General features: G+C 66.3%; 17 protein-coding genes. 14 read left to right on the top strand and 3 right to left on the bottom strand.

Going from position 1 to position 22,264, the window contains the following annotated elements; all coding sequences use genetic code 11:
- Nucleotides 1-10 precede the first annotated feature (10 nt).
- From E5P2_RS04755 to mdoH, 6 genes are all read left to right on the top strand, one after another.
- A complete protein-coding gene (locus E5P2_RS04755; RefSeq protein ID WP_232080578.1) occupies nucleotides 11-484 on the top strand; it encodes a hypothetical protein in 474 nt (157 codons plus the stop codon).
- Between the two features lie 155 nt (nucleotides 485-639).
- Nucleotides 640-2,016 (top strand): tRNA (N6-isopentenyl adenosine(37)-C2)-methylthiotransferase MiaB, encoded by a 1,377-nt coding sequence (miaB, locus tag E5P2_RS04750; protein ID WP_162566005.1) that lies wholly within the window; start codon nucleotides 640-642, stop codon nucleotides 2,014-2,016.
- Entirely contained in the window at nucleotides 2,016-3,443 is a 1,428-nt protein-coding gene (locus E5P2_RS04745; protein ID WP_162566004.1) for a sensor histidine kinase, read from the top strand. The genes miaB and E5P2_RS04745 overlap by 1 nt, the downstream gene beginning before the upstream one ends.
- Before the next feature lie 66 nt (nucleotides 3,444-3,509).
- The gene (locus E5P2_RS04740; RefSeq protein WP_232080577.1) at nucleotides 3,510-4,136 is read left to right on the top strand and encodes a hypothetical protein; all 627 of its coding nucleotides are present in this window, start codon (nucleotides 3,510-3,512) and stop codon (nucleotides 4,134-4,136) included.
- Between the two features lie 61 nt (nucleotides 4,137-4,197).
- Nucleotides 4,198-5,667, top strand: a complete 1,470-nt coding sequence (locus tag E5P2_RS04735) for a sigma 54-interacting transcriptional regulator (RefSeq protein WP_162566002.1) — start codon at nucleotides 4,198-4,200, stop codon at nucleotides 5,665-5,667.
- Nucleotides 5,668-6,046: 379 nt separating this feature from the next.
- A complete protein-coding gene (gene mdoH / locus E5P2_RS04730) occupies nucleotides 6,047-8,044 on the top strand; it encodes a glucans biosynthesis glucosyltransferase MdoH (RefSeq protein ID WP_162566000.1) in 1,998 nt (665 codons plus the stop codon).
- A 143-nt stretch (nucleotides 8,045-8,187) separates the two neighbouring features.
- On the opposite strand, the gene ffh is transcribed toward mdoH, so the two are convergent.
- Entirely contained in the window at nucleotides 8,188-9,573 is a 1,386-nt protein-coding gene (gene ffh, locus E5P2_RS04725; protein WP_162565999.1) for a signal recognition particle protein, read from the bottom strand.
- Between the two features lie 195 nt (nucleotides 9,574-9,768).
- On the opposite strand from ffh, the gene E5P2_RS04720 reads away from it, so the two are divergent.
- The 8 genes from E5P2_RS04720 to E5P2_RS04685 all read left to right on the top strand — a co-directional run bounded on the left by E5P2_RS04720 (nucleotide 9,769) and on the right by E5P2_RS04685 (nucleotide 19,919).
- Nucleotides 9,769-10,575 (top strand): cytochrome C assembly family protein, encoded by an 807-nt coding sequence (locus E5P2_RS04720; protein ID WP_162565998.1) that lies wholly within the window; start codon nucleotides 9,769-9,771, stop codon nucleotides 10,573-10,575.
- Nucleotides 10,572-10,814, top strand: a complete 243-nt coding sequence (locus tag E5P2_RS04715) for a PP0621 family protein (protein ID WP_162565997.1) — start codon at nucleotides 10,572-10,574, stop codon at nucleotides 10,812-10,814. Before E5P2_RS04720 ends, E5P2_RS04715 begins: the two co-directional genes overlap by 4 nt.
- Nucleotides 10,815-10,825: 11 nt before the next feature.
- Nucleotides 10,826-12,517 (top strand): sensor histidine kinase, encoded by a 1,692-nt coding sequence (locus tag E5P2_RS04710; RefSeq protein WP_162565996.1) that lies wholly within the window; start codon nucleotides 10,826-10,828, stop codon nucleotides 12,515-12,517.
- A 4-nt stretch (nucleotides 12,518-12,521) separates the two neighbouring features.
- Entirely contained in the window at nucleotides 12,522-14,033 is a 1,512-nt protein-coding gene (locus tag E5P2_RS04705) for a sigma-54-dependent transcriptional regulator (RefSeq protein ID WP_162565995.1), read from the top strand.
- Nucleotides 14,020-14,616: a 1,6-anhydro-N-acetylmuramyl-L-alanine amidase AmpD gene (gene ampD / locus E5P2_RS04700; RefSeq protein ID WP_162570340.1), complete on the top strand. Its 597-nt coding sequence runs from the start codon at nucleotides 14,020-14,022 to the stop codon at nucleotides 14,614-14,616. The genes E5P2_RS04705 and ampD overlap by 14 nt, the downstream gene beginning before the upstream one ends.
- A 349-nt stretch (nucleotides 14,617-14,965) precedes the next feature.
- Entirely contained in the window at nucleotides 14,966-17,881 is a 2,916-nt protein-coding gene (locus tag E5P2_RS04695) for a ribonucleoside-diphosphate reductase subunit alpha (RefSeq protein ID WP_162565994.1), read from the top strand.
- 150 nt (nucleotides 17,882-18,031) lie between these two features.
- Nucleotides 18,032-19,258 (top strand): ribonucleotide-diphosphate reductase subunit beta, encoded by a 1,227-nt coding sequence (locus tag E5P2_RS04690; protein ID WP_162565993.1) that lies wholly within the window; start codon nucleotides 18,032-18,034, stop codon nucleotides 19,256-19,258.
- A 196-nt stretch (nucleotides 19,259-19,454) separates the two neighbouring features.
- Complete coding sequence (locus E5P2_RS04685) at nucleotides 19,455-19,919, top strand: histone H1-like DNA-binding protein (RefSeq protein ID WP_162565992.1); 465 nt, start codon at nucleotides 19,455-19,457, stop codon at nucleotides 19,917-19,919.
- A gap of 67 nt (nucleotides 19,920-19,986) precedes the next feature.
- On the opposite strand, the gene E5P2_RS04680 is transcribed toward E5P2_RS04685, so the two are convergent.
- Together E5P2_RS04680 and E5P2_RS04675 are read right to left on the bottom strand one after the other, a co-directional pair.
- Nucleotides 19,987-20,889, bottom strand: a complete 903-nt coding sequence (locus E5P2_RS04680) for a carbohydrate kinase family protein (protein WP_162565991.1) — start codon at nucleotides 20,887-20,889, stop codon at nucleotides 19,987-19,989.
- A 49-nt stretch (nucleotides 20,890-20,938) separates the two neighbouring features.
- Nucleotides 20,939-22,228 (bottom strand): zinc-ribbon and DUF3426 domain-containing protein, encoded by a 1,290-nt coding sequence (locus E5P2_RS04675; RefSeq protein WP_162565990.1) that lies wholly within the window; start codon nucleotides 22,226-22,228, stop codon nucleotides 20,939-20,941.
- Nucleotides 22,229-22,264: the final 36 nt, after the last annotated feature.

Here is a 22,264-nt window from a genome sequence, read left to right as displayed (position 1 = left end):
GATATACCCCATGAACCGCTGCCGAATCCTCTTGAACGCGCTGCTGCTGTTCGCCACGGGCACGGTGCTGATGCCCGCCGCGGCGCAGCTCGTGGACCCCTCGCAGACACAGAACGAAGCCGCCTTGGGCGGACGCAACTTTCCCGCCGGCACCTTGCGCGGCAAGTTCCTGATCGTGAACTGGCCCAACATCGAGCTCGACGGACAGCCCGAGCGGCTTTCGCCCGGCGCACGGATCATGAGCGCCGATCGCATGCTCGTGATGCCGGCCTCGATCACCGGCCAGAAACTGCTGGTCAACTACACACGTGACGCCGCAGGCCTGGTGCGCGAGGTGTGGATCCTCACGCCCGGCGAAGCGCAGGCCAAGCGGGCGAGGGCCGACCATCCGATCCTCAATTTCTGGCCCTTCGTGGCCAACACCGGCCCGCACGACGACGGCAAGACGCCGTTCGACCAATTGCCCAAATACGGGGACCGGTAGCCGGCCCCCAGGCTTGCTCACTTCGTGTAGCCGCCACCCCCCTGCCGGAGGCGACACCTGCGGACTGGCAGAGCCAGATCCGCGGTGTCTCTCGAACAAACCAGCGCTGAGTATTGCGCAGCGAGTGAGCTTCGAAGCTCGCGGGAGAAAACCACATGAACCCCAAAGTTTTTATCAAGACCTTCGGCTGCCAGATGAACGAGTACGACTCGGACAAGATGGCCGACGTGCTGCATGCCGCCGAGGGCTACGAGCAGACCTCGGATGTCGAGGAGGCCGACCTGATCCTCTTCAACACCTGCTCGGTGCGCGAGAAGGCACAGGAAAAGGTGTTCTCCGACCTCGGCCGCGTCAAGCACCTGAAAGCGAAGGGCGTGAAGATCGGTGTCGGCGGCTGCGTCGCGAGCCAGGAAGGCGAGGCGATCATCGCGCGTGCGCCCTACGTCGACGTGGTGTTCGGGCCGCAGACGCTGCATCGTCTGCCCGAGCTGCTGGCGCAGCGTGCGCGCATCGGCCGGCCGCAAGTGGACATCAGCTTCCCGGAGATCGAGAAGTTCGATCACCTGCCGGCGGCGCGGGTCGAGGGCGTCACGGCCTTCGTCTCGATCATGGAAGGCTGCTCCAAGTACTGCAGCTATTGTGTCGTGCCCTACACGCGCGGCGAGGAAGTGAACCGCCCGCTGGACGACGTGCTGGTCGAGGTGGCGGGCCTCGCGGACCAGGGCGTGCGCGAGGTCACGCTGCTGGGCCAGAACGTCAATGCCTATCGCGGGAAGATGGGCGACACCGCCGAGATCGCCGACTTCGCGCTGCTGCTCGAATACATCGCCGAGATCCCGGGCATCGAACGCATCCGCTACACCACCAGCCATCCGAACGAATTCACGCCACGGCTGATCGAGGCCTATGCCAGGGTGCCGAAGCTCGCGAGCCATCTGCACCTGCCGGTGCAGCACGGCAGCGACCGCATCCTGATGGCGATGAAACGCGGCTACACCGCGATGGAATACAAGAGCACGGTGCGCAAGCTGCGCGCGATCCGGCCCGAACTCGCGCTCAGCAGCGACTTCATCGTCGGCTTCCCCGGCGAGACCGACGAGGACTTCGCCCGCATGATGAAGCTGATCGACGACATGGCTTTCGATGCGAGCTTCAGCTTCATCTTCAGCCCGCGCCCCGGCACGCCAGCCGCGGCGCTGCACGACGAGACGCCGCATGCGGTCAAGCTGGCGCGCCTGCAGCAGCTGCAGGCGGTGATCGACGGCAACGTCAAGCGCTTCGGCGAAAGCCGCGTCGGCACCGTGCAACGCGTGCTGGTCGAAGGTGCGTCGCGCAAGGACGCGCACGAGTTGATGGGCCGTACCGAGTGCAACCGGGTCGTCAACTTCGAGGGCGACGCGCGGCTGGTCGGACAGATGGTCGACCTGCGCATCACGCGTTCCCTGGCCTATACCCTGCGCGGCGAGGTCGTCACGGCCGAATCGGTACGGGTACCGGCGGCTGAAGCATCGGCTGCGGCCGCGGCCGCCTGATGGCGAAGCTGCCCTCGGCGCGCGGCTCGTTCCAGCAGCTGCTGCTGTTCGCATTCCTCCTGATCACGGCGCTGCTGGTGGGCGTCGCGTTGCGCGCGGTGTTCCAGTACGACCTGCTGATGACACAGAGCCGCGACGCGGCGGCGCGCGCGCTCACGCTGTCCGGCGCGGCGCAGTCGCTGGCGGAGCGCAGCGCGGCGATGGAGCGCGCGGGACGCCAGTCGCTGGTGCTCAACGACGCGGTGCTGCGCCGCCGCTTCGACGATGCGGCGCGCGACGCGCACACGGTGCTGGATCGCCTGGGCGCGAGCGGCCTGCCTTCCACCGGACCCGACCAGTGGCGGGCCCAGCTCGACGTCATCGAGGGGCTGATGAGCGGGCCGCCCGAGACCGCACTCGCGCGCGAGAACTCGATGGCGATGCAGTTCCGCGATCTGGACGTGCTGAACACCCAGATCGCGCAGCAGGCCCAGTTCCTGATCGAGACGCAGAACAACGCGCTCGCACAACGCATCGAGAGCGCCCGCACGCGGCTGATGCGGCTGGTGGTGGCCGCGAGCGCGCTGGCGGCCGTGCTGGCGCTGGCCTTCGGCGTCTGGCTGGCGCGGCCGTTCAAGCGGCTCGAACGCGCCATCGTCGGACTGGGGCAGAACCGGCTCGACGAGCCGATCGACATCCGCGGCCCGGCCGACGTCCGGCGCGTCTCGCAGCAGCTCGAATGGCTGCGGCTGCGGCTCACCGAACTGGATGCCGACAAGGCACGCTTCCTGCGTCACGTCTCGCATGAACTCAAGACGCCGCTGGCCGCGTTGCGCGAAGGGGTCTCGCTGCTGGAAGACGGCGTGACGGGTGCGCTGAACCCGGCACAGCGCGAGGTCGCGCAGATCCTGCAGCAGAACACGGTGGCGCTGCAGGGGCAGATCGAGGCCTTGCTGCGCTTCAATGCCGCAGCGTTCGAGGCGCGCGAGCTGCGGCGCCAGCGCACGGCCTTGCTGCCGCTGATCGAGGAGCAGATCGAGTCGCAGCGGCTGCAGTGGCAGGCCGGCGGGCTCACGGTGCGCGCCGAGGGCGAGCCGCTCGCGGTGGTCGTGGACCCGGTCAAGCTCGGCACCGCACTGGCCAATCTGCTGTCGAACGCGATCCGCTATTCGGAGCGCGGCGGCACCATCGAGTTCGTGGTCTCGAGCACGCCGGAGACGGCGCGCATCGACATCGGCGATGCCGGTCCTGGCATCGAAGAAGGCGATCGCGACCGCATCTTCGAGCCCTTCTACCGCGGCGCGCGGCAACCCCAGCACGCGGTCAAGGGAACTGGCATCGGGCTTTCGATCGTGCAGGAGTACATTGCAGCCCATGGTGGCCGCATCACGCTGCTCCCCGGCGGCCCTGGCGCGCGCTTTCGCATCGAGCTGCCGCGCTCCGCCTGACAACCACGCCTTCACGCGCAATTCCAACCCATGTCTCTTTCGATCGCTCGCAGATCCGCTTTGGCCATGACGATCGTCGTATCGGCGTTGCTCGTCGCTTGTGCGGCCCCGACCCAACCGCCTGCCGAGTCCGTTGCCGTTCCCGCCGCTCCACCGCCGCCGCGTGTCTCGCCGGTGGAGGCGGAGCCGGTGGCACCGGCGACCCAGCCGGCGCTGGTCTTCACGCAGCTCACACAGGGCCCGGTGGCAGCCATCCTGGCCTATGCCGACCGGGTGCGGCCGCTCGGCAGCAACGAACTCGCGGCGGAGCTAGGCCGGCTGGGCGATCCAGGTGACGCACCGATGGCGCAGATGCAGACGGCACTGGTGCTCGCACAGACCCGTGTTCCGGCCGATCTCGCACGCGCCCTGGGGCTCATGCAGCGGGTGATCGCGAATCCGTCGTCCGATGCGCAGCCGCTGCAGCCGCTGGCGCGCGCGCTCGCGGCTCGCTACACCGAGCAGCGCCGCGTCGAGGACGACCGGGACCGGCAGGCACAGCAGTTGCGCGACAGCCAGCGACGCATCGAACAGCTGAACGATCGCATCGAAGCGCTGCGCGCCATCGAGCGCAGCTTCGCGCGGCCCAATACCCCGGCACCGGCCGCACCGGCAGCGGTGCCCCCGGCCAGCAGCCCGAAGCCGACGCCATGAGCGCAGCGCCGGGCCGCCCCAAGCAAGCTCGCACCGCAGCCCGCGGGGCGGAGGTTGTCTTATGAGCAACGCGGGACCACCCCAGCCCGCCAAGGGATCCGCTGCGCCCGCCGCGCAGACTGCGAACGGCGCCCGCCTCCTGGTGGTCGACGACGACCCGGACATGCTGCGGCTGCTGTCGATGCGGCTGTCCTCCTCCGGCTACCAGGTGACCGCCGTGACCTCGGCCGAATCGGCACTGACGCAGCTCGAAATCGAGCACCCGCAGCTGGTCCTCAGCGACGTGCGGCTGCCGGGCCGGGACGGGCTCGCGCTGTTCGACGAGATACGCAAGCGCCATCCGACCCTGCCGGTGATCCTGCTGACCGCCCACGGCACCATTCCCGATGCCGTGGAAGCGACCGCGCGCGGCGTCTTCACCTACCTGACCAAGCCCTACGACGGCCGCGAGCTGCTCGACAAGATCGCCCAAGCCCTCGCGCTCGGCGCGCCGGCAACCACGCCGGGCAAGGGCGGCGACGAGAGCTGGCGCGCGGAGATCGTGAGCAGGAGCAACCGCATGGCGGAACTGCTGGCCGAGGCGCGCATGGTGGCCAAGTCGGACGCCAGCGTGCTGCTGCGCGGGGACAGCGGCGCCGGCAAGGAACTGCTGGCGCGCGCCATTCACCGGGCCAGCGCGCGTGCCGACAAGCCTTTCGTCGCCGTCAACTGCGGCGCCATTCCCGAGGCGCTGCTGGAGTCGGAACTGTTCGGCCACATGAAGGGCGCCTTCACCGACGCCGTGGCCAATCACAAGGGCCTCTTCCAGCAGGCCGACGGCGGCACGCTGCTGCTCGACGAGATCGGCGACATGCCGCCCGCCCTGCAGGTGAAGCTGCTGCGGGTGTTGCAGGAGCGCGCGGTGCGGCCGCTGGGCGGCAGCCAGTCGATCGCCGTCGACGTACGGATCATCTCGGCCACCCATCGCGATCTGGATGCCGCGATGGAGGCGGGACAGTTCCGCGAAGACCTGTATTACCGGCTCAACGTGGTCACCTTGAGCCTGCCGCCGCTGTCGGCGCGACGCGAGGACATTCCGCTTCTGGCCAATCACTTCCTGCAGCGGCTGTCGACCAAGTACGGCAAGCGCCTGTCGGGTTTCGCGCCCGAGGCGCTGAAGGCACTGACCACCGCTTCGTGGCCGGGCAATGTCCGGCAACTGTTCAACGTGGTCGAGCAGGTGTGCGCACTGTCCAGTTCGCCGCTGATTCCGCTCGCGCTGGTGCAGCGCGCGCTGCGCGTGCCGAGCGTGGAAGTGCAGACCTACGCCGAGGCCAAACAGCGCTTCGAACGCGACTACCTGGTCGGACTGCTGAAGCTGACGGACGGCAACGTGGCCGATGCGGCCCGGCTGGCCGACCGGAACCGGACCGAGTTCTACCGGCTCCTGCAGAAGCATGAGCTCACGCCGGGGCACTTCAAGGCCGATGCCGTGCCGCCAGGCAACGGCGGCGGGTCGCTCGGCGGCGACAGCCCTAAGCCATTGATTTGATTGATTTTTCTTAGGCTTTCCAGAGTCCCTGTCGGGATTCGGCGACAAAAGAGGGGCATTTCAGGGTCCGACAGCGCCAGCCCGCGAGCCGGACGCCTCGAGATCGAGCCAAGCGGTTGATCTGAAAGGGGTTTTCGGCGCTGGCACAGGGATTGCCCCTATAGAGGCATGACAGCCCATACCAGCCCCTCTTTCGCACTGCGTCCGCAGCGCGACGGCCTGCGTCAAAAGCAGTTTTCCCTCTCGCGGCCCCGTGCCGCGGGTCATTCACTGGCAGCACTCGATCACGCCAGCGGCGCGGCGCCGGATTGCGTCTTCAAGCGCTTTCCGGCAATCGGCGACACGCCCTCCCTCCTGAAGCAACGCGGGTGAAGCGCCGATGAAACCCAACGATTTCTCCCAACTCCGCGTGCTGACCGACGACGACCTGTCGCTGCGCAGCCCGTTCCGCGAAGAGCGCCATCCCAATTCGGTGACGGCGCCCCCGATCAACCGCGGCTCGATGGCACCACGCCCCTGGCGTGGGTTCTGGAACAGCATCGGCACGGCGCTCCTGGTGAAGCTGGGCGCCGGCGGTGCACGCGCATCGGCGGACCGGGCCGGCACGCCGGATGCGGCGGTCCAGCCGTGGCAGCGCGCGGCGACGCGCCGCCGCCTTGCCTTCATTGCGCTGACGCTGTTCAGCACGGTGATCGCCTCGACGCTGTTCGCCCGCGTGCAACCCGATTACGACAATGCCTGGCTCGAATACGGCCAGATCGCGCTCTACGGCCTGTTGTCCGGCTGGGTCGTGACCGGCTTCGTGACCGCGCTCATGGGTTTCTACGTTTCCGTGCGCGGCGACAAGCATGCGCTGTCGGCCGCCCAGGTCGCGGGGCATCCGATGAACCCCGAAGCGCGCACGGCGATCATCATGCCGATCTGCAACGAAGACGTGGCCACGGTGTTCGCTGGCCTTCGGGCGACATGCGAATCGGTCGCCGCCACCGGCCATGCAAAGCAGTTCGACGTGTTCGTGCTGTCCGACAGCTACACCCCCGAGATCGCGGCCGCCGAGCGCGCAGCCTGGGAAGATCTGCGCGCCGCGCTGGCCACCGGCGTGAACCAACCTCAGGTCGAGGTCTACTACCGCCTGCGCACCCGGCGCACGCACCGCAAGGCCGGCAACGTGGCCGACTTCTGCCGCCGCTGGGGCAAGGACTACCGCTACATGGTGGTGCTGGACGCCGACAGCGTGATGAGCGGCGACTGTCTGACCGCGATGGTCAAGCTCATGGAAGCCAACCCGACCGCCGGCATCATCCAGACCGCGACCCAGGCCATCGGCCACGTGACGCTGCACGCACGCGCGCAGCAGTTCGCCTCGCGGATGACGGGCCGCCTGTTCACGCTGGGCATGCAGTTCTGGCAGCTCGGCGAATCCCACTACTGGGGTCACAACGCCATCATCCGCGTCGAACCCTTCATGACCCATTGCGCGCTGGCGCCGATCAAGGGCACCGGCGGCATGTCGGGCGGCATCATGTCGCACGACTTCGTCGAGGCGGCGCTGATGCGCCGCGCCGGGTACCACGTCTGGCTGGTGGCCGACCTGGTGGGCAGCTACGAACAGCAGCCGCCGGACCTGCTTGCCGAACTCCAGCGCGACCGCCGCTGGTGCCAGGGCAATCTGCAGAATGCCCGCCTGATGGCCGAGCCGGGTCTGCATTCCGTGCACCGCGCGATGTTCGTCACCGGCACCATGGCCTATGTGTCCGCGCCGCTGTGGCTTGCATTCCTGACGCTGGGCACGGCGCTCTGGCTGACCGGTTCGAGCGTGGTCGAGCATTGGCTCGCGATGCCGATGGAACTGGCGGGCCTCTGGGTGTGGACGCTGTGCCTGCTGTTCCTGCCGCGCGTGCTGGGCCTGGTGGCAGTGCTCATGCGCGGCGAGCAGCGCCAGTTCGGCGGTGTCGGCGGCCTGCTGAAAAGCGCGGCGCTCGAAAGCCTGCTGGCCATCGTGCAGGCGCCCGTTCGCATGCTGGCGCATTCGCTGTTCGTGGTCGTTGCGCTCACCGGCCTCAAGCTGGACTGGAAGTCGCCCCCGCGCGAAGCGGCCGCCGTGCCGTGGCGCATCGCGATTGCGCAGCTTGCGCCGATGACGCTGGTGATCGCGGCGCTGGCCGTCGGCATCGCGTTGATCGATGCCAGCGCGCTCGCGTGGTTGATGCCTGTCGGCCTGCCGTTGCTGCTGGCCATCCCGCTGACGGTGCTGACCAGCCAGATCGCGCTGGGCAATTCGCTTCGCGACAAGGGCTTCCTGCTGATTCCCGAAGAATCGCGTTCACCGGCCGTGCTGCGCAGGGCCTGGATGCATGCGATTCGACTGGCGAGGTAAGCTCACCCCCAGGCTTGCCCACTTCGTGTGGCCGCCCACCCCCTTGCAGGGGGCGATGCCTGCGGACCGGCGGAGTCCCGGATCCGTGGCATCTCTGGAATTTAAAAGCCCGCTCTGCGGGCTTTTTCTATTGGCGCTCGGGGTCAGAATCTCGGCATTCCACCGCCGCCGCCCATGCCGGACATTCCCTTCATGCCGCCCATGCGCTTCATCATCTTCATGAGGCCGCCGCCCTTCATCTTCTTCATCATGCCCTGCATCTGCTCGAACTCGTTGAGCAGCCGGTTGACTTCCTGAACCTGCACGCCGGCGCCCGCCGCGATACGGCGCTTGCGCGTGGCCTTGAGCAACTCGGGCTTGCGTCGCTCCAGCGGGGTCATGCTGTTGATGATGCCTTCCTTGCGGCGGATGTCGCGTTCCGCGCGGGTCATGTCGGCTTCGGTGGCCTTGGCGGCCATTTGCGCGGGCAGCTTGTCCATGATGCTGGAGAGGCCGCCCATCTGCTTCATCTGCTGCAGTTGGCCCAGAAAATCATTGAGATCGAAGCCGGCGCCGCTCTTGACCTTGGCCGCGAGCTTCTGCGCCGCCGCGACGTCGACACCCGCCGTGACCTGCTCGACCAGCGCCACGATGTCGCCCATGCCGAGGATGCGTCCGGCATGGCGCTCGGCATCGAACACCTCCAGGCCGTCGATCTTCTCGCTCACGCCGGCGAACTTGATCGGCACGCCGGTGACCTGCCGCACCGACAGCGCCGCACCACCGCGCGAATCGCCGTCGGTCTTGGTGAGGATGATGCCGGTCAGCGGCAGCGCGTCCTTGAAGGCCTTGGCGGTATTGATCGCATCTTGGCCCTGCATGGCATCGACCACGAACAGCGTCTCGACCGGATCGAGCGCAGCGTGCAGTTGCTGGATCTCGGTCATCAGGACTTCGTCGATCGCCAGCCGACCGGCCGTGTCGACCAGCAGCACGTCGAAGAAATGGCGCTTGGCATGGTCGAGCGCAGCGCGGGCGATGTCGAGCGGCTTCTGGTCGGGGCTGCTCGGAAACCATTCGGCGCCGGCCTGCTTCGTCACGGTCTTGAGCTGCTCGATGGCCGCGGGCCGGTAGACGTCGCCCGACACGGTCAGCACCTTCTTCTTGCGCTTTTCGATCAGGTGCTTGGCCAGCTTGGCGGTGGTCGTGGTCTTGCCGGCGCCTTGCAAGCCCGCCATCAGGATCACCGCCGGCGGCTGCGCGGCCAGATTGATGTCCGCCACGCCTTCACCCATGGTCGCGGCCAGCTCGCGGTTGACAATGCCGACCAGCGCCTGGCCCGGTTTCAGGGAGCCCAGCACCTCCTGGCCGAGCGCCTTCTCCTTCACGCGGGCGACGAAATCGCGCACCACGGGCAGCGCGACGTCGGCCTCGAGCAAGGCCATGCGCACCTCGCGCAGCATGTCCTGCACGTTGGTTTCGGTGATGCGGGCCTGGCCGCTGACCTGCTTGACAAGGCGGGAGAATTTTTCGGAGAGAGCGGTGGCCATGGGATGCCTAGTTGCCCGTGCAGCGGGCGATGAATGATCGAAAGAGGAGCAACGCTTCAAGTATGTACCGCCCGGTCTTCGCTCAGGGATGCCGCAGATCCGGCTCCGCCGGTCCGCAGGCATCGCCCCGGCCAGGGGGGAAGGCGAAGCGACACGCAGTGCGCGAAGCCTGGGGGAGTACATATACTCAACCGGATGATTTTAGCGATCCCCTCCCCGCTCGGCGTGGCGCTGGGCATCGCCACCGCCGCCGCCTATGGCATTGCCGCCGCTGTCTCCTCGGGACTCGCCCGTTCGTCCACGCGATCGATCCTGGTCGTGGCTTGGTTGCTGCACGCCTGCGCGCTGGGCTGGGGGCTTGCCGGCGGTACTCCGCGCTTCGGCTTCGCGCCGGCGATTTCCGTCACGGCCTGGCTCGTGCTGACGGTGTATGGCATCGAAAGCCGCATGTACCCGCAACTCACGGTGCGGCGCGTGCTGGCGGCGCTCGGCGCGGTCGCCGCATTGCTGGCGGCCGAGTTCCCGGGCACGCCGCTGCACGTGTCGGCCTCGCCCTGGTTGCCGCTGCATCTGGCGCTTGGCATCGCTTCGTATGGATTGTTCGGCGCTGCCGTGGTGCACGCCTGGCTGATCACGCGCACGGAAAAGCAGATCCGCCTGGCGACCGAGCCGCCAAGCGGCGTGCCCCTGTTGACGCTGGAACGGCTCGCGTTCCGCTTCGTGACCGCCGGCTTCGTGCTGCTCTCGGCCACCTTGCTGGCCGGACTGTTGTTCGGCGAGACGCTCTATGGTGCATCGGCCCGGAACTGGAAGTGGGATCACAAGACCGTGTTCTCGGTGCTCGCATGGATCACCTTCGCGATCCTGCTGATTGGACGCACGCGCTTCGGCTGGCGTGGTCGGACCGCGCGGCGAGTGCTCTACGCAGGCTCGGCGCTGCTGTTGCTGGCCTATGTGGGTTCGCGCTTCGTGCTCGAGGTCGTGCTGGCGCGCGGATCATGAAATTCCTTCTCGTCTTGGCCGTGGTCTTCGTGGCGATCTGGATCTGGCGCAAGAACCGGCGCGACGACATGCGCGAACGCCAACCGCCGAAACGCGCGACGACGCCCGCGGTCGCCGCACCCCAGGCCATGCTGCGCTGCGCGCACTGCGGACTTCATCTGCCTGCGGCGGACGCCATCGGCGGACCGGGTGGCATCGCCTATTGCAGCGTTGCGCACCGACAGGCCGCTGGTCACTGAGACACCCCGCCATGGCCACCTTTCTCTGGTCGCGCGGCGAGCCGGCGACGGACTGGAGCCCGCTCGAGCACTTCCACCGGAAAAGCTCCGCGTTGCTGCGGCTGTGGCGCGGCTTCATGACCGCACGCTGCTTCGTCGCCGTGGTGCTGCTGCTGCTTCAGGCCGTGGCCTTCGCGCTGCGGCAGCCCCTGCAGATGGCGGCGGTGGGTTTGTCGACCGGCTACCTGGTCGCCACCCTGCTGGCCGCGCGCTATGCGCCGCTGCAACCTCCGATCCGCGGCTTCGGAGCAGCGTGGCTGGCCACCATTGGAATCGACCTGCTCGTCTTCACCGCGCTGCAGGTGCTGCAAGTGGGCAGCATCAACTACACGCCGCTGTTCGCCTTGCCGGTGCTGATGGGTGCGGTACTGGGCACCGAAATGGTCGGCCTCGGGACGACCGCTGCAGTGACGCTGCTGCTGCTGGGACACGCGGGATGGTTCTGGCTGTGGGAGGCAGCGGATGCGTCGCCGCGCTTCGTGCAGGCCGCGCTGACGGGCACCGGCCTGTTCGTCGTGGCCTTGCTCGCGCACGAACTCGCGCGCCGGCTCGCGCGCGAGGAAGCGCTGGCGCAGCGCAACCGGAGCAACGCGCAGATGCATGCACAGGTCAATGACCTGGTGATCGAGACGCTGAGTGAAGGTGTGCTGGTGATCGATGCGCAGGGCGACGTGCATGCCGCCAATCCCGCCGCAGATGCGATCCTCGGCCAGGGTCTCGCGGGGCTGTCGCTGCCGTTCGCGCTGAATGCCCACCCGGCCTGGAACGCGCTCGCCGACCTCGCCCACCAGACCTTCGTGCGGCGCACGCCGCAATCGAAGGAGACGCCGATCGCGCAGCCGCACGGTGCCGCGCGGGAAGTCCGCGTGCGCACCCGGCTGACGCCGACCCGGGATCCCCAGGCCGAAAGCCTCTGCGTCATGTTCCTGCAGGACCTGCGCGAACTCGAGGCGCGCATCCGCACCGAGAAGCTGGCCGCCATGGGCCGCATGTCGGCGGCCGTCGCGCACGAGATCCGCAATCCGCTGGCCGCCATCACCCAGGCCAGCGCGCTCCTGGGCGAAGACCTGGTCGATCCCGCTCACCGCCAGCTGACGACGATGGTGCAGCAGAACGCGCAGCGCCTTTCGCGCATCGTGGACGACGTCCTCGATGTCGCGCGGGTGCGCCAGCAGCGCGTGTTGCCGCTCGGCGAGCAGGTGGCGCTCGACCCGACCGTGCGCGCACTGGCGGAAGAATGGATTCACCATGCGCAGCATCAGGGCGTGCGGCTGACGCTCGACGCGAGCCCGAGCGACGTGCGCTTCGATGTCGAGCATCTGCGTCGCATCCTCGTGAACCTGCTCGACAACGCCGCGCGCTATGCCAGCGACCGCGACGGCGCGATCCAGGTGGCGACCGGCTTCAACGCCGCCGGCCGCGCCAGTCTGCAGATCTGGAGCGACGGCGCGCCGCTCGAGCCGGCGGTGCAGCGCCACTTGTTCGAGCCTTTCTTTTCCTCCGAAAGCCGTTCCAGCGGGCTCGGGCTTTTCCTGTGCCGCGAACTCTGCGAGCGGCATGGCGCAACGATCGGCTATGAACGCCGCGCCCTGACCGCGGCCGGGCCCGAAGGCAATGAATTCTTCATCACATTCGCTGCGGCCGAAACGCGGCTGACACAATAGCGGCGTGAGCACCTCCCATCCGTCAGCGCCTCGTGCCGCCCAGATTCTGGTGGTCGACGACGAGCCCGATCTGCGCACGCTCTACGAACTCACGCTGCTGCGCGAGGGCTACGGCGTCGAGTCGGCGGGCAGCGTCTCGGAGGCCCGGCAGCAGCTGGACGCGGGTCGCTTCGATGCCGTGATCACCGACATGCGGCTGCCCGACGGCCTCGGGCTCGAGATCCTGCAGCGCGTACAGCAGGAGCAGCGCGGCGAGCGATGCATCGTGATGACGGCCTACGGCTCAGCCGAGAACGCCGTCGAGGCGCTCAAGGCCGGCGCCTTCGACTACCTCACCAAACCGGTCGACCTGAAGCAGTTCCGCGCCGTGGTGGCGTCGGCCGTGCAGACCCCGATACAGTCGGCGGCGGGCCGGCCGGTGCGTCCGACGGACGATGAAACGAAGGTGGCCACAATCGGCAGCAGCGGCGTCGCGGCACTCGACCGGCTGGTCGGAGACTCCGAGGCGATGCGTCTGGTCAAGTCCCGCATTGCCAAGGTCGCGCGCGGCATGGCCCCGGTGCTGGTTCGCGGCGAATCCGGCACCGGCAAGGAACTCGCGGCCCGCGCCGTGCATGCCTGCAGCCAGCGCAGCGACGGGCCCTTCGTCGCCGTCAATTGCGGCGCCATCCCCGAGAACCTGCTCGAAGCCGAGTTCTTCGGCGCGCTGAAGGGCTCCTACACCGGCTCCTCCCAGGACCGCGACGGCTACTTCCAGGCCGCACGCGGGGGCACCTTGTTCCTCGACGAGATCGGCGACCTGCCGCTGGCCATGCAATCGAAATTGCTGCGCGCCATCCAGGAGCGCAGCGTGCGTCCGATCGGCTCGACCCAGGAAGACGCGGTCGACGTTCGCGTCGTGAGCGCCACGCACAAGGACCTGCACGCCGAAGTTCAGGCGGGGCGATTTCGGCAGGATCTTTTCTATCGCCTCAACGTGATCGAGATCGCCGTGCCCGCGCTGCGCGAGCGCCGCGAGGACCTGCCCGCGCTCTGCCATGCGCTGCTCGAGCGCATTGCGCGGGATGCCCAGATGCCGGCACCGACGCTGTCGGCCGACGTGCTCCAGCACCTGGCGGAGCATCCCTTGCATGGCAACGTCCGCGAACTCGAGAACCTGCTGCACCGCGCGGTGGCGCTGAGCGACGGCGACGTGCTTCACCTCGATTTCGTGGACAGCACGGCGGCGCCGATCGCGCTGGCACCCGAAGCGCCGGTTGCCGCGTCGAAGCCAGCCGAAGCCGCGCCGATTCCGGAAGCGAAGCCGCAGTCGGCCGTCCCGAACGATCTCCAGACCTACCTCGATCAGCAGGAGCGCGAGATCCTGGTCCGCGCACTGCAGGACAGCGGGTTCAACCGGACGGCAGCGGCAGCCCGGCTCGGCCTGAGTCTGAGACAGATCCGATACCGGATCGCCCGGCTGGGCATCGCGACACCGAACGGCGAAGAGCCGCATGGCGCCAATGCCGATGAGTGAAGCCGGCGCCGACCTCTGGCGCGCGGGTTGGTATCGCTTTGCCAGGCCGTTGCGTTCTCCGAATTTCGGACCACGGCCCGCCGGCGCGCAGGTCGATCTGATCGTGCTGCATTCGATCAGCTTGCCGCCCGGCCGCTATGGCGGCGACGAAGTGCAGCAGCTCTTCACCAACCGGCTGGACTGGGATGCGCATCCCTACTTCGGCACGATTCGCGGCCTCGAGGTGTCGGCGCATTTCTATGTTCGGCGCAACGGCGAACTGTGGCAGTTCGTGAGCTGCGACGACCGCGCATGGCACGCCGGCGCCTCGTCGTGGCGCGGACGACCGAACTGCAACGACGATTCGATCGGCATCGAGCTCGAGGGACTGGAAGGCGAGACCTTCGAGGACGCCCAGTACGAAACGCTCGCCAGCCTGTGCCCCGCGATCGCGCAGCGCCACGCGATCGCGTTCATCGCAGGCCACGAACACATCGCGGCGGGCCGGAAGCAAGATCCCGGCAGCGGCTTCGACTGGGCCCTTCTGCAGCGACAGCTCGGCTGGGACCGCGCGATGTTCCCCGATGGCATTCCGATGCGCTGAATTTTTTCAATCGCGCGGCTGCGGCTCATGCAGAACTGACGCGGCACGGCAACAGCCTTGGTGCGAAACCGAGAGTGCAGCAACCATGCGCCTTTCAGGTTCAAAAGCGCTGGAAACGACCGCATGTCGCGGCCTGCGCTACGGTGGTCCAGTATCGATGCGGTCTGCGTGACCACTCGGCCTATACCCACAATGTATTCATCCGTTGAAGTCGGTGAAAAACACTATATCTAGTGGGTTGTAGACCCCTCAGACCCTAGATATAGTGTGTACTGCCCCGCGCTCGAAGCCGGGGGCCCCGGCCGTCTCGGCACCGCCGGCCCAACAAGAATTGCCAACCGAGGACTGAATGCAAACCGCCCTGAACACCCCATCCATCTCTCGCGCCGTTCCCTCGACGCCGCAAAATCGTGACGTTGCAGGCTCGACCGCCGGCAACGCGCTCGCGCACTACCAGATCATTCGCCGCAACGGCGCGGTCGTGCCCTTCGAGCCCAACAAGATCGCGATCGCCATGATGAAGGCCTTTCTTGCCGTGCACGGCACGCAGGGCGCGGCCTCGGCAAGCGTTCGCGAAACGGTCGATACCCTGACCCAGGCCGTGGTGCGCGCGATGGTCCGTTCGCGTCCGGGCGGCGGTACCTTCCACATCGAGGACGTGCAGGATCAGGTCGAACTCGGCCTGATGCGCGGCGGCCACCACGAAATCGCCCGCGCCTACGTGCTGTACCGCGAACGCCGTTCGCAGGAACGTTCGAAGGCAGGCGAGCAACATGCGCAGGCGGCAGCGCCCACGCTGCACGTGCTGGACCGCGGCGAACGCGTCGCGCTTGACCTCAACGAACTCCGTGGCCTGATCGAGTCCGCCTGCGAAGGCCTGGGCGACAGCATCACGGCCGCGCCGATCCAGGCCGAGACGATGCGCAATCTCTACGACGGCGTGCCGCTCGACGAGGTCTACAAGGCCTCGATCCTCGCCGCGCGCACGCTGATCGAGAAGGATCCCGACTACACCTTCGCCACCGCTCGCCTGCTCCTGCACACGATCTTCAAGGAGATCATCGGCCGGGAGGTGATGCCCGCAGAACGCGCGCAGGCCTATGCCGACTACTTCCCGCAGTTCATCAAGAAGGGCGTCGACAACGAACTGCTCGACGAGAAGCTGCTGCAGTACGACCTGAGCCGCCTGGGTGCCGCGCTCAAGCCCGAACGCGATCTGCAGTTCGACTACCTCGGCCTGCAGACGCTCTACGACCGCTACTTCCTGCACGTGCGCAAGACCCGCATCGAACTGCCGCAGGCTTTCTTCATGCGCGTCTCGATGGGCCTCGCGCTGAACGAAATCGACCGCGAAGCGCGCGCGATCGAGTTCTACGAAGTGCTCTCATCCTTCGACTTCATGTCGAGCACGCCGACGCTCTTCAACAGCGGCACCCTGCGCTCGCAGCTGTCGAGCTGCTACCTGACCACGGTGCCGGATGACCTCGACGGCATCTACGAGTCGATCAAGGAAAACGCCCTGCTGTCCAAGTTCGCCGGCGGCCTGGGCAACGACTGGACGCGCGTGCGTGCGCTCGGCAGCCACATCAAGGGCACCAACGGCGAATCGCAGGGCGTCGTTCCCTTCCTCAAGGTCGTGAACGACACGGCCGTGGCGGTCAACCAGGGCGGCAAGCGCAAGGGCGCGGTCTGCACCTACCTGGAAAGTTGGCACCTCGACATCGAGGAATTCCTCGAACTGCGCAAGAACACCGGCGACGACCGCCGCCGCACCCACGACATGAACACGGCGAACTGGATTCCCGATCTGTTCATGCGCCGCGTGATGGAGAAGGGCAACTGGACGCTGTTCTCGCCCTCCAACGTGCCCGACCTGCACGACAAGTTCGGCATCGACTTCGAAACCGCCTACGTCGCCTACGAAGAAAAGGCTGCGCGCGGCGAGATCAAGCCGAGCCGCACGGTCCAGGCGACCGATCTGTGGCGCAAGATGCTCACGATGCTGTTCGAGACCGGGCATCCGTGGATCACGTTCAAGGACGCCTGCAACGTGCGCTCGCCCCAGCAGCACGCCGGCGTGGTCCATTCCTCGAACCTGTGCACGGAGATCACGCTCAACACCAGCGACACCGAAACCGCAGTCTGCAACCTCGGCTCGGTCAACCTGCTGCAGCACCTGAAGGACGGCGCGGTCGACCAGGAAAAGCTCAAGCGGACGATTTCGACCGCGATGCGCATGCTCGACAACGTGATCGACATCAACTACTACGCGGTCAAGAAGGCGCGCGATTCCAACCTGCGCCACCGCCCGGTCGGCCTCGGCGTGATGGGTTTCCAGGACGCGTTGTACGAGTTGCGCATCCCCTACGCCTCACAGGAGGCGGTGCAGTTCGCCGACGAATCGATGGAAGCGATCTGCTACCACGCCTACTGGGCCTCGACCGATCTGGCCCGCGAACGCGGCAAGTACTCGAGCTACAAGGGTTCGCTGTGGGACAAGGGAATCCTGCCTCCCGACACGCTCGACCTGCTGGAGAAGGCGCGCGGCGGCTATGTCGAGGTGGACCGCTCGTCCACGCTCGACTGGAATGCGCTGCGCCAGAAGATCAAGACCGACGGCATGCGCAATTCCAACTGCGTCGCCATCGCACCGACCGCAACCATCTCCAACATCATCGGCGTCGACGCGTCGATCGAGCCCTGCTTCGGCAATCTCTCGGTCAAGTCGAATCTCTCCGGCGAGTTCACCGTCATCAACCACTACCTGGTGCGCGACCTCAAGCGCCTGGGCCTGTGGGACGACGTGATGGTGATGGACCTCAAGCACTTCGATGGTTCGCTGCGTCCCATCGACCGCGTGCCGCAGGATGTCAAGGCGCTCTACGCGACCGCGTTCGAGGTCGAGACCACCTGGCTGGTCGAGGCGGCCGCACGTCGCCAGAAGTGGATCGACCAGGCACAGTCGCTCAACATCTACATGGCCGGCGCCTCGGGCAAGAAGCTCGACGACACCTACAAGCTCGCCTGGCTGCGCGGCCTGAAGACCACCTACTACCTGCGCACGCAGAGCGCGACGCACGCCGAGAAATCCACCGTTCAATCGGGCCGACTCAACGCCGTGTCGTCGGGCAGCGGCGATGCATCGCCGGGCATGAGCGCACTCGAAGCGGCGGCGCTCGCAGCGCAAGCACAGATGAGCGCGATGCCTGCAACCGACATCGCGTTCTGCGGCGTGGACGATCCGACGTGCGAAGCCTGTCAGTGACGTCGGCATGAGGAGGCCGCGATTCGCGGCATCGCCTGACAAATTGCGATGCATGCGAACAACATAACGACAACATAATTGGAGCGCGATGTGAAGGAGCACTTTGCAACTCACATCGTTGCTCACATAATTTGAGCATTGGATTTTTCTATGTTGACCTGGGACGAAGAAGTCAAGCCCTCCTTGCCAAAGGATCTGCCACAAGGATTGCGGCACTCATCGAACAGCGGCGCGCAAGCCAGCCGCTCGGCGGAGCTTCCGACTTCGCAAATCGCTCCGGCCTCGCGCACCCTCGATGACGGCGCCGCGGTGCCGACACCCCGAACTCTCGCACCTCAAGCACCCGCCGTACCTGCCGCACGCCGCGTCAAGGCCGCGGACAAGCGCATCATCAATGGCCAGACCGACGTCAACCAGTTGGTTCCGTTCAAGTACAAGTGGGCCTGGGAGAAGTACCTTGCCACCTGCGCCAATCACTGGATGCCGCAGGAAGTGAACATGACGCGCGACATCGCGCTCTGGAAAGACCCGAACGGCCTCACCGAGGACGAGCGCCGCATCGTCAAGCGCAATCTCGGCTTCTTCGTGACCGCCGATTCGCTGGCCGCCAACAACATCGTGCTGGGCACCTACCGCCACATCACGGCGCCGGAGTGCCGCCAGTTCCTGCTGCGTCAGGCTTTCGAAGAGGCGATCCACACCCACGCCTACCAGTACATCGTCGAATCGCTCGGCCTTGACGAGAGCGAGATCTTCAACGCCTACAACGAGGTGCCTTCGATCCGCGAGAAGGACCAGTTCCTGATCCCGTTCATCGAGGCCATCAGCGACCCGCACTTCCACACCGGCACGCATGAAAGCGACCAGACGCTGCTCAAGTCGCTGATCGTCTTCGCCTGCCTGATGGAAGGCCTGTTCTTCTACGTCGGCTTCACGCAGATCCTTGCGCTCGGCCGCCAGAACAAGATGACCGGTGCCGCCGAGCAGTACCAGTACATCCTGCGCGATGAGTCGATGCACTGCAATTTCGGCATCGACCTGATCAACCAGCTGAAGCTCGAGAATCCGAACCTCTGGACCGCCGAGTTCAAGGCAGAGATCAAGGCGCTCTTCATGAAGGCCGTCGAGCTCGAATACAAATATGCCGAAGACACCATGCCGCGCGGCGTGCTCGGCATGAACGCCTCCATGTTCAAAGGCTACCTGCGCTACATCGCCAACCGGCGCGCGCAGCAGATCGGCCTTGAGACGCTCTTCCCGAACGAAGAAAACCCATTCCCCTGGATGAGCGAAATGATCGACCTGAAGAAGGAGCGCAACTTCTTCGAAACCCGTGTGATCGAGTATCAGTCGGGTGGTGCGCTCTCCTGGGATTGAATTTTTGCGACAGAACAATAAGGTGAATTCAGGAATTGCCCTTGCCGCCGATCGCACCGAAGAGTGCGGCGCCGACGAAGGCTCAGGTGTTCATGGTGCTGGATCTTGATCCAACGCCATGAATCGCTTCACGCTGACCAACATGCGTGGAGTGCTTCAAAAGGTTGATTTTTCAACTTGATCAGGAGAAATAGAAATGGCAACTGCAAAGAAAGCGCCGGCTAAGAAAGCCGCTGCAAAGAAGGCCCCGGCCAAGAAGGCACCAGCGAAGAAGGTAGCCGCCAAGAAGGCGCCGGCGAAGAAGGTCGCTGCCAAGAAGGCTCCGGCCAAGAAGGTAGCCGCCAAGAAGGCACCGGCGAAGAAGGCTGCTGCGAAGAAGGCTCCGGCCAAGAAGGCGCCGGCGAAGAAAGCCGCTGCAAAGAAGGCGCCGGCCAAGAAGGCTGTAGCCAAGAAGGCACCGGCGAAAAAGGCCGCTGCCAAGAAGGCCCCTGCGAAAAAGGCTGCAGCCAAAAAGCCTGCTGCCAAGAAAGCAGCGAAGAAGCCTGCTGCCAAGAAGGCCGCGAAAGCGCCCGCCAAGGCCGCCGTAGCGCCTGCTCCTGCGGCGCAAACAACGCTGAACCCACAGGCAGCATGGCCGTTTCCGACGGCCAGCAAGCCCTGAGTCTTTCAGCGGCCTTGAAGGCAAAAGCCCGGCACCTCGCGGTGTCGGGCTTTTTTATGCGGCTACTTCAAAGGCCGAGTGCTTTGAGATCGACTTGGTAGTTCTGAGGGCCTCGCTGCGCGATCTTGAGCGCACCGATGCGATTGCCCAGCGCTGCGCAGCGCGCAAGCGGCCAGTCCTGCTCGAGACCGAAGAGCAGCGCACCGCGCCAGGCATCACCGCAGCCGGTGGGCTCGACCACGGCGGCAGGCGTCACGCCGGGAACATGCTCGCGCTCGCCGTGGGTCCACACCTCGCAGCCTTCGGCCGCCAGGGTCACCACCAATCCGCGTACGCGCTTCGAGATGTCTGCAAGGCTCCACCCGGTGCGCTGCGACAGCATCTTTCCCTCGTAGTCGTTGACCACTACCCAGCTGGCCAGGTCGACGAAGTGCGCGAGCTCCTTGCCGTCGAACATCGGCAAGCCCTGGCCCGGATCGAACACGAAAGGAATGCCCGCCGCCTTGAACTGCTCCGCGTGCTGCAGCATCGCCTCGCGGCCATCCGGCGCAACGATGCCGAGTCGAATGTCCTCGCGCGCGACCACACGCGTGATGTGCGCCTGCTGCATCGCGCCCGGATGGAATGCCGTGATCTGGTTGTTGTCGCGGTCGTTCATGATCATGGCCTGGGCGGTGAAGCTGTCGTCCACCTGCCGCACGAACTCGGTGCTGATGCCGAGCGCACGCAGGCGCTCCAGGTAATCACCACCGTCGCTTCCGACCGTCGCCATCGGCAATGCAGTGCCGCCGAGCGCGCGGAGGCTGTAGGCGATGTTGCCGGCGCAGCCGCCGAAGTCACGCCGCAGGCCGGGCACGAGGAAGGACACGTTGAGGATGTGCAACTGATCCGGAAGAATCTGATCGGCAAACCGGCCTTCGAAGGTCATGATGGTGTCGAACGCGAGGGAACCGCAAATCACTGCTGCCATGGATACGCCATTGGTTGAAAAGAATGGAAAAGGAAGAATCGCCGGATATTCAAGGGTAGAACGCCTCGACGACAAAGCCCGCGACCGGCGGCAGCGCTGCCGCCTCGGCACCGACGAGCGTGATCGGCAGCGACGCTGCGCGCTCGCCGCGAGCCGAGAGCACGGCAGGCGCGCCGAATTCGGCAGGCATCAGAACTCGTCGCACGACCGTCCGATCCTGCGTGTCGCGCAAGGACAATTCCACCGCCGGCATCGCCAGCGGCACGCTCGCCCCATTGCGCAAGCTGAAGTCGAGCCGATAGGCATCGCCGTTTTTTGCGCGTGAGAACGAGGCACCCTCGATCACGATGTCGTTCTTCCGGCGCAGCGCGGAAATCTCGCATCCGGTCAGACGGCACAGCGCCGTGAGCGCAGGACGCAAGGAAGGGCTCCGCGCCGCGATGGCATCGCGCCGCTCATGCACTGCCTGTGCAGCAAGCGCCAGCAAGCCAGCCAGGATGGCGATCGAATAGAGCGAGCGGTGCGCTGTCGGACGCCGCCAGAAGCCTGGCGCTGCATCTTCGGACTCCGAAGAAGGTGTAAATCCCCCGGTCGCACCATTCAACGGCCACTCCGGCTCACTGGCCATCTGCATGATCGGCGCCGATTCGCGCACCGCCACCTTCTCTTCGCGCGCCTTCGCCTTGGCGGCCTTCTCGCGCGCGCGCCGCAAGGCTTTCTGAAACTGTGCATTCCCCGAATCGCCCATGTCGGGGATCGGATCCCGTCCGACAGGACGGTTTGAAGGCAGCGTCAGATCGATCTTGGGAAATGGCGGATAGGCGGCCTTGGGCGGCACGGGCACTACAGGCGGCTCGACGACGGTCCAAGGCGCATCGGGAACAATGCCGATGAAGCGCAGCGGCGCCGACGACGCGGCGTCCTCGGGCGACCGCGCAGCCGACGCAGGATCGGGATCCGGTCTCGATGCCGCCGCTGTGTCCGGCGCCGATGAGGGAAGCTGGATCTCTTCCTGCTCCTCTTCGAAAAAGTCTGCTTCCTCGAAATCCTGCACCGGTGATTCGCTCGTCGACGCGTTCTGCGTGCTTGCCGGCGCCGACGTTTCGAGCCCGGGTTCTATCGGAGGATCGGCATCGGATGCCGGGCCGGGGACATTCCCCGCCGAAGGCGTCGCCGACACAGAGGGAGCGCCGGACTCCGGTACTTCCTGGAGATCGGCAGTCGCGTCGAACACTTCGCTGCAACGGCCGCAACGCACCCATCCGTCGGAAATGCGAAGCTGGTCCCTCACCACCTTGAAAGTGGTGGCACAGGCAGGACAGTGGGTGACCAGGCTCATCAGATGCCGATTGTAGGAGCGACCTCCGGCGGCAAC

The sequence above is a fragment of the Variovorax sp. SRS16 genome (assembly GCF_901827165.1).
GTDB lineage: Bacteria > Pseudomonadota > Gammaproteobacteria > Burkholderiales > Burkholderiaceae_C > Variovorax.
Note: the sequence above shows the minus strand (reverse complement) of the source record. Positions and strands in the feature narration are given on the sequence as shown.

Coding starts and splice junctions, on each gene's coding strand:
- E5P2_RS04755 (WP_232080578.1), top strand. CDS start 11: ATGAACCGCTGCCGAATCCTCTTGAACGCGCTGCTGCTGTTCGCCACG.
- E5P2_RS04710 (WP_162565996.1), top strand. CDS start 10,826: ATGGCCACCTTTCTCTGGTCGCGCGGCGAGCCGGCGACGGACTGGAGC.
- miaB (WP_162566005.1), top strand. CDS start 640: ATGAACCCCAAAGTTTTTATCAAGACCTTCGGCTGCCAGATGAACGAG.
- E5P2_RS04745 (WP_162566004.1), top strand. CDS start 2,016: ATGGCGAAGCTGCCCTCGGCGCGCGGCTCGTTCCAGCAGCTGCTGCTG.
- E5P2_RS04675 (WP_162565990.1), bottom strand. CDS start 22,228: ATGAGCCTGGTCACCCACTGTCCTGCCTGTGCCACCACTTTCAAGGTG.
- E5P2_RS04685 (WP_162565992.1), top strand. CDS start 19,455: ATGGCAACTGCAAAGAAAGCGCCGGCTAAGAAAGCCGCTGCAAAGAAG.
- E5P2_RS04680 (WP_162565991.1), bottom strand. CDS start 20,889: ATGGCAGCAGTGATTTGCGGTTCCCTCGCGTTCGACACCATCATGACC.
- mdoH (WP_162566000.1), top strand. CDS start 6,047: ATGAAACCCAACGATTTCTCCCAACTCCGCGTGCTGACCGACGACGAC.
- E5P2_RS04715 (WP_162565997.1), top strand. CDS start 10,572: ATGAAATTCCTTCTCGTCTTGGCCGTGGTCTTCGTGGCGATCTGGATC.
- ffh (WP_162565999.1), bottom strand. CDS start 9,573: ATGGCCACCGCTCTCTCCGAAAAATTCTCCCGCCTTGTCAAGCAGGTC.
- E5P2_RS04740 (WP_232080577.1), top strand. CDS start 3,510: ATGACGATCGTCGTATCGGCGTTGCTCGTCGCTTGTGCGGCCCCGACC.
- E5P2_RS04690 (WP_162565993.1), top strand. CDS start 18,032: ATGTTGACCTGGGACGAAGAAGTCAAGCCCTCCTTGCCAAAGGATCTG.
- ampD (WP_162570340.1), top strand. CDS start 14,020: ATGCCGATGAGTGAAGCCGGCGCCGACCTCTGGCGCGCGGGTTGGTAT.
- E5P2_RS04695 (WP_162565994.1), top strand. CDS start 14,966: ATGCAAACCGCCCTGAACACCCCATCCATCTCTCGCGCCGTTCCCTCG.
- E5P2_RS04735 (WP_162566002.1), top strand. CDS start 4,198: ATGAGCAACGCGGGACCACCCCAGCCCGCCAAGGGATCCGCTGCGCCC.
- E5P2_RS04720 (WP_162565998.1), top strand. CDS start 9,769: ATGATTTTAGCGATCCCCTCCCCGCTCGGCGTGGCGCTGGGCATCGCC.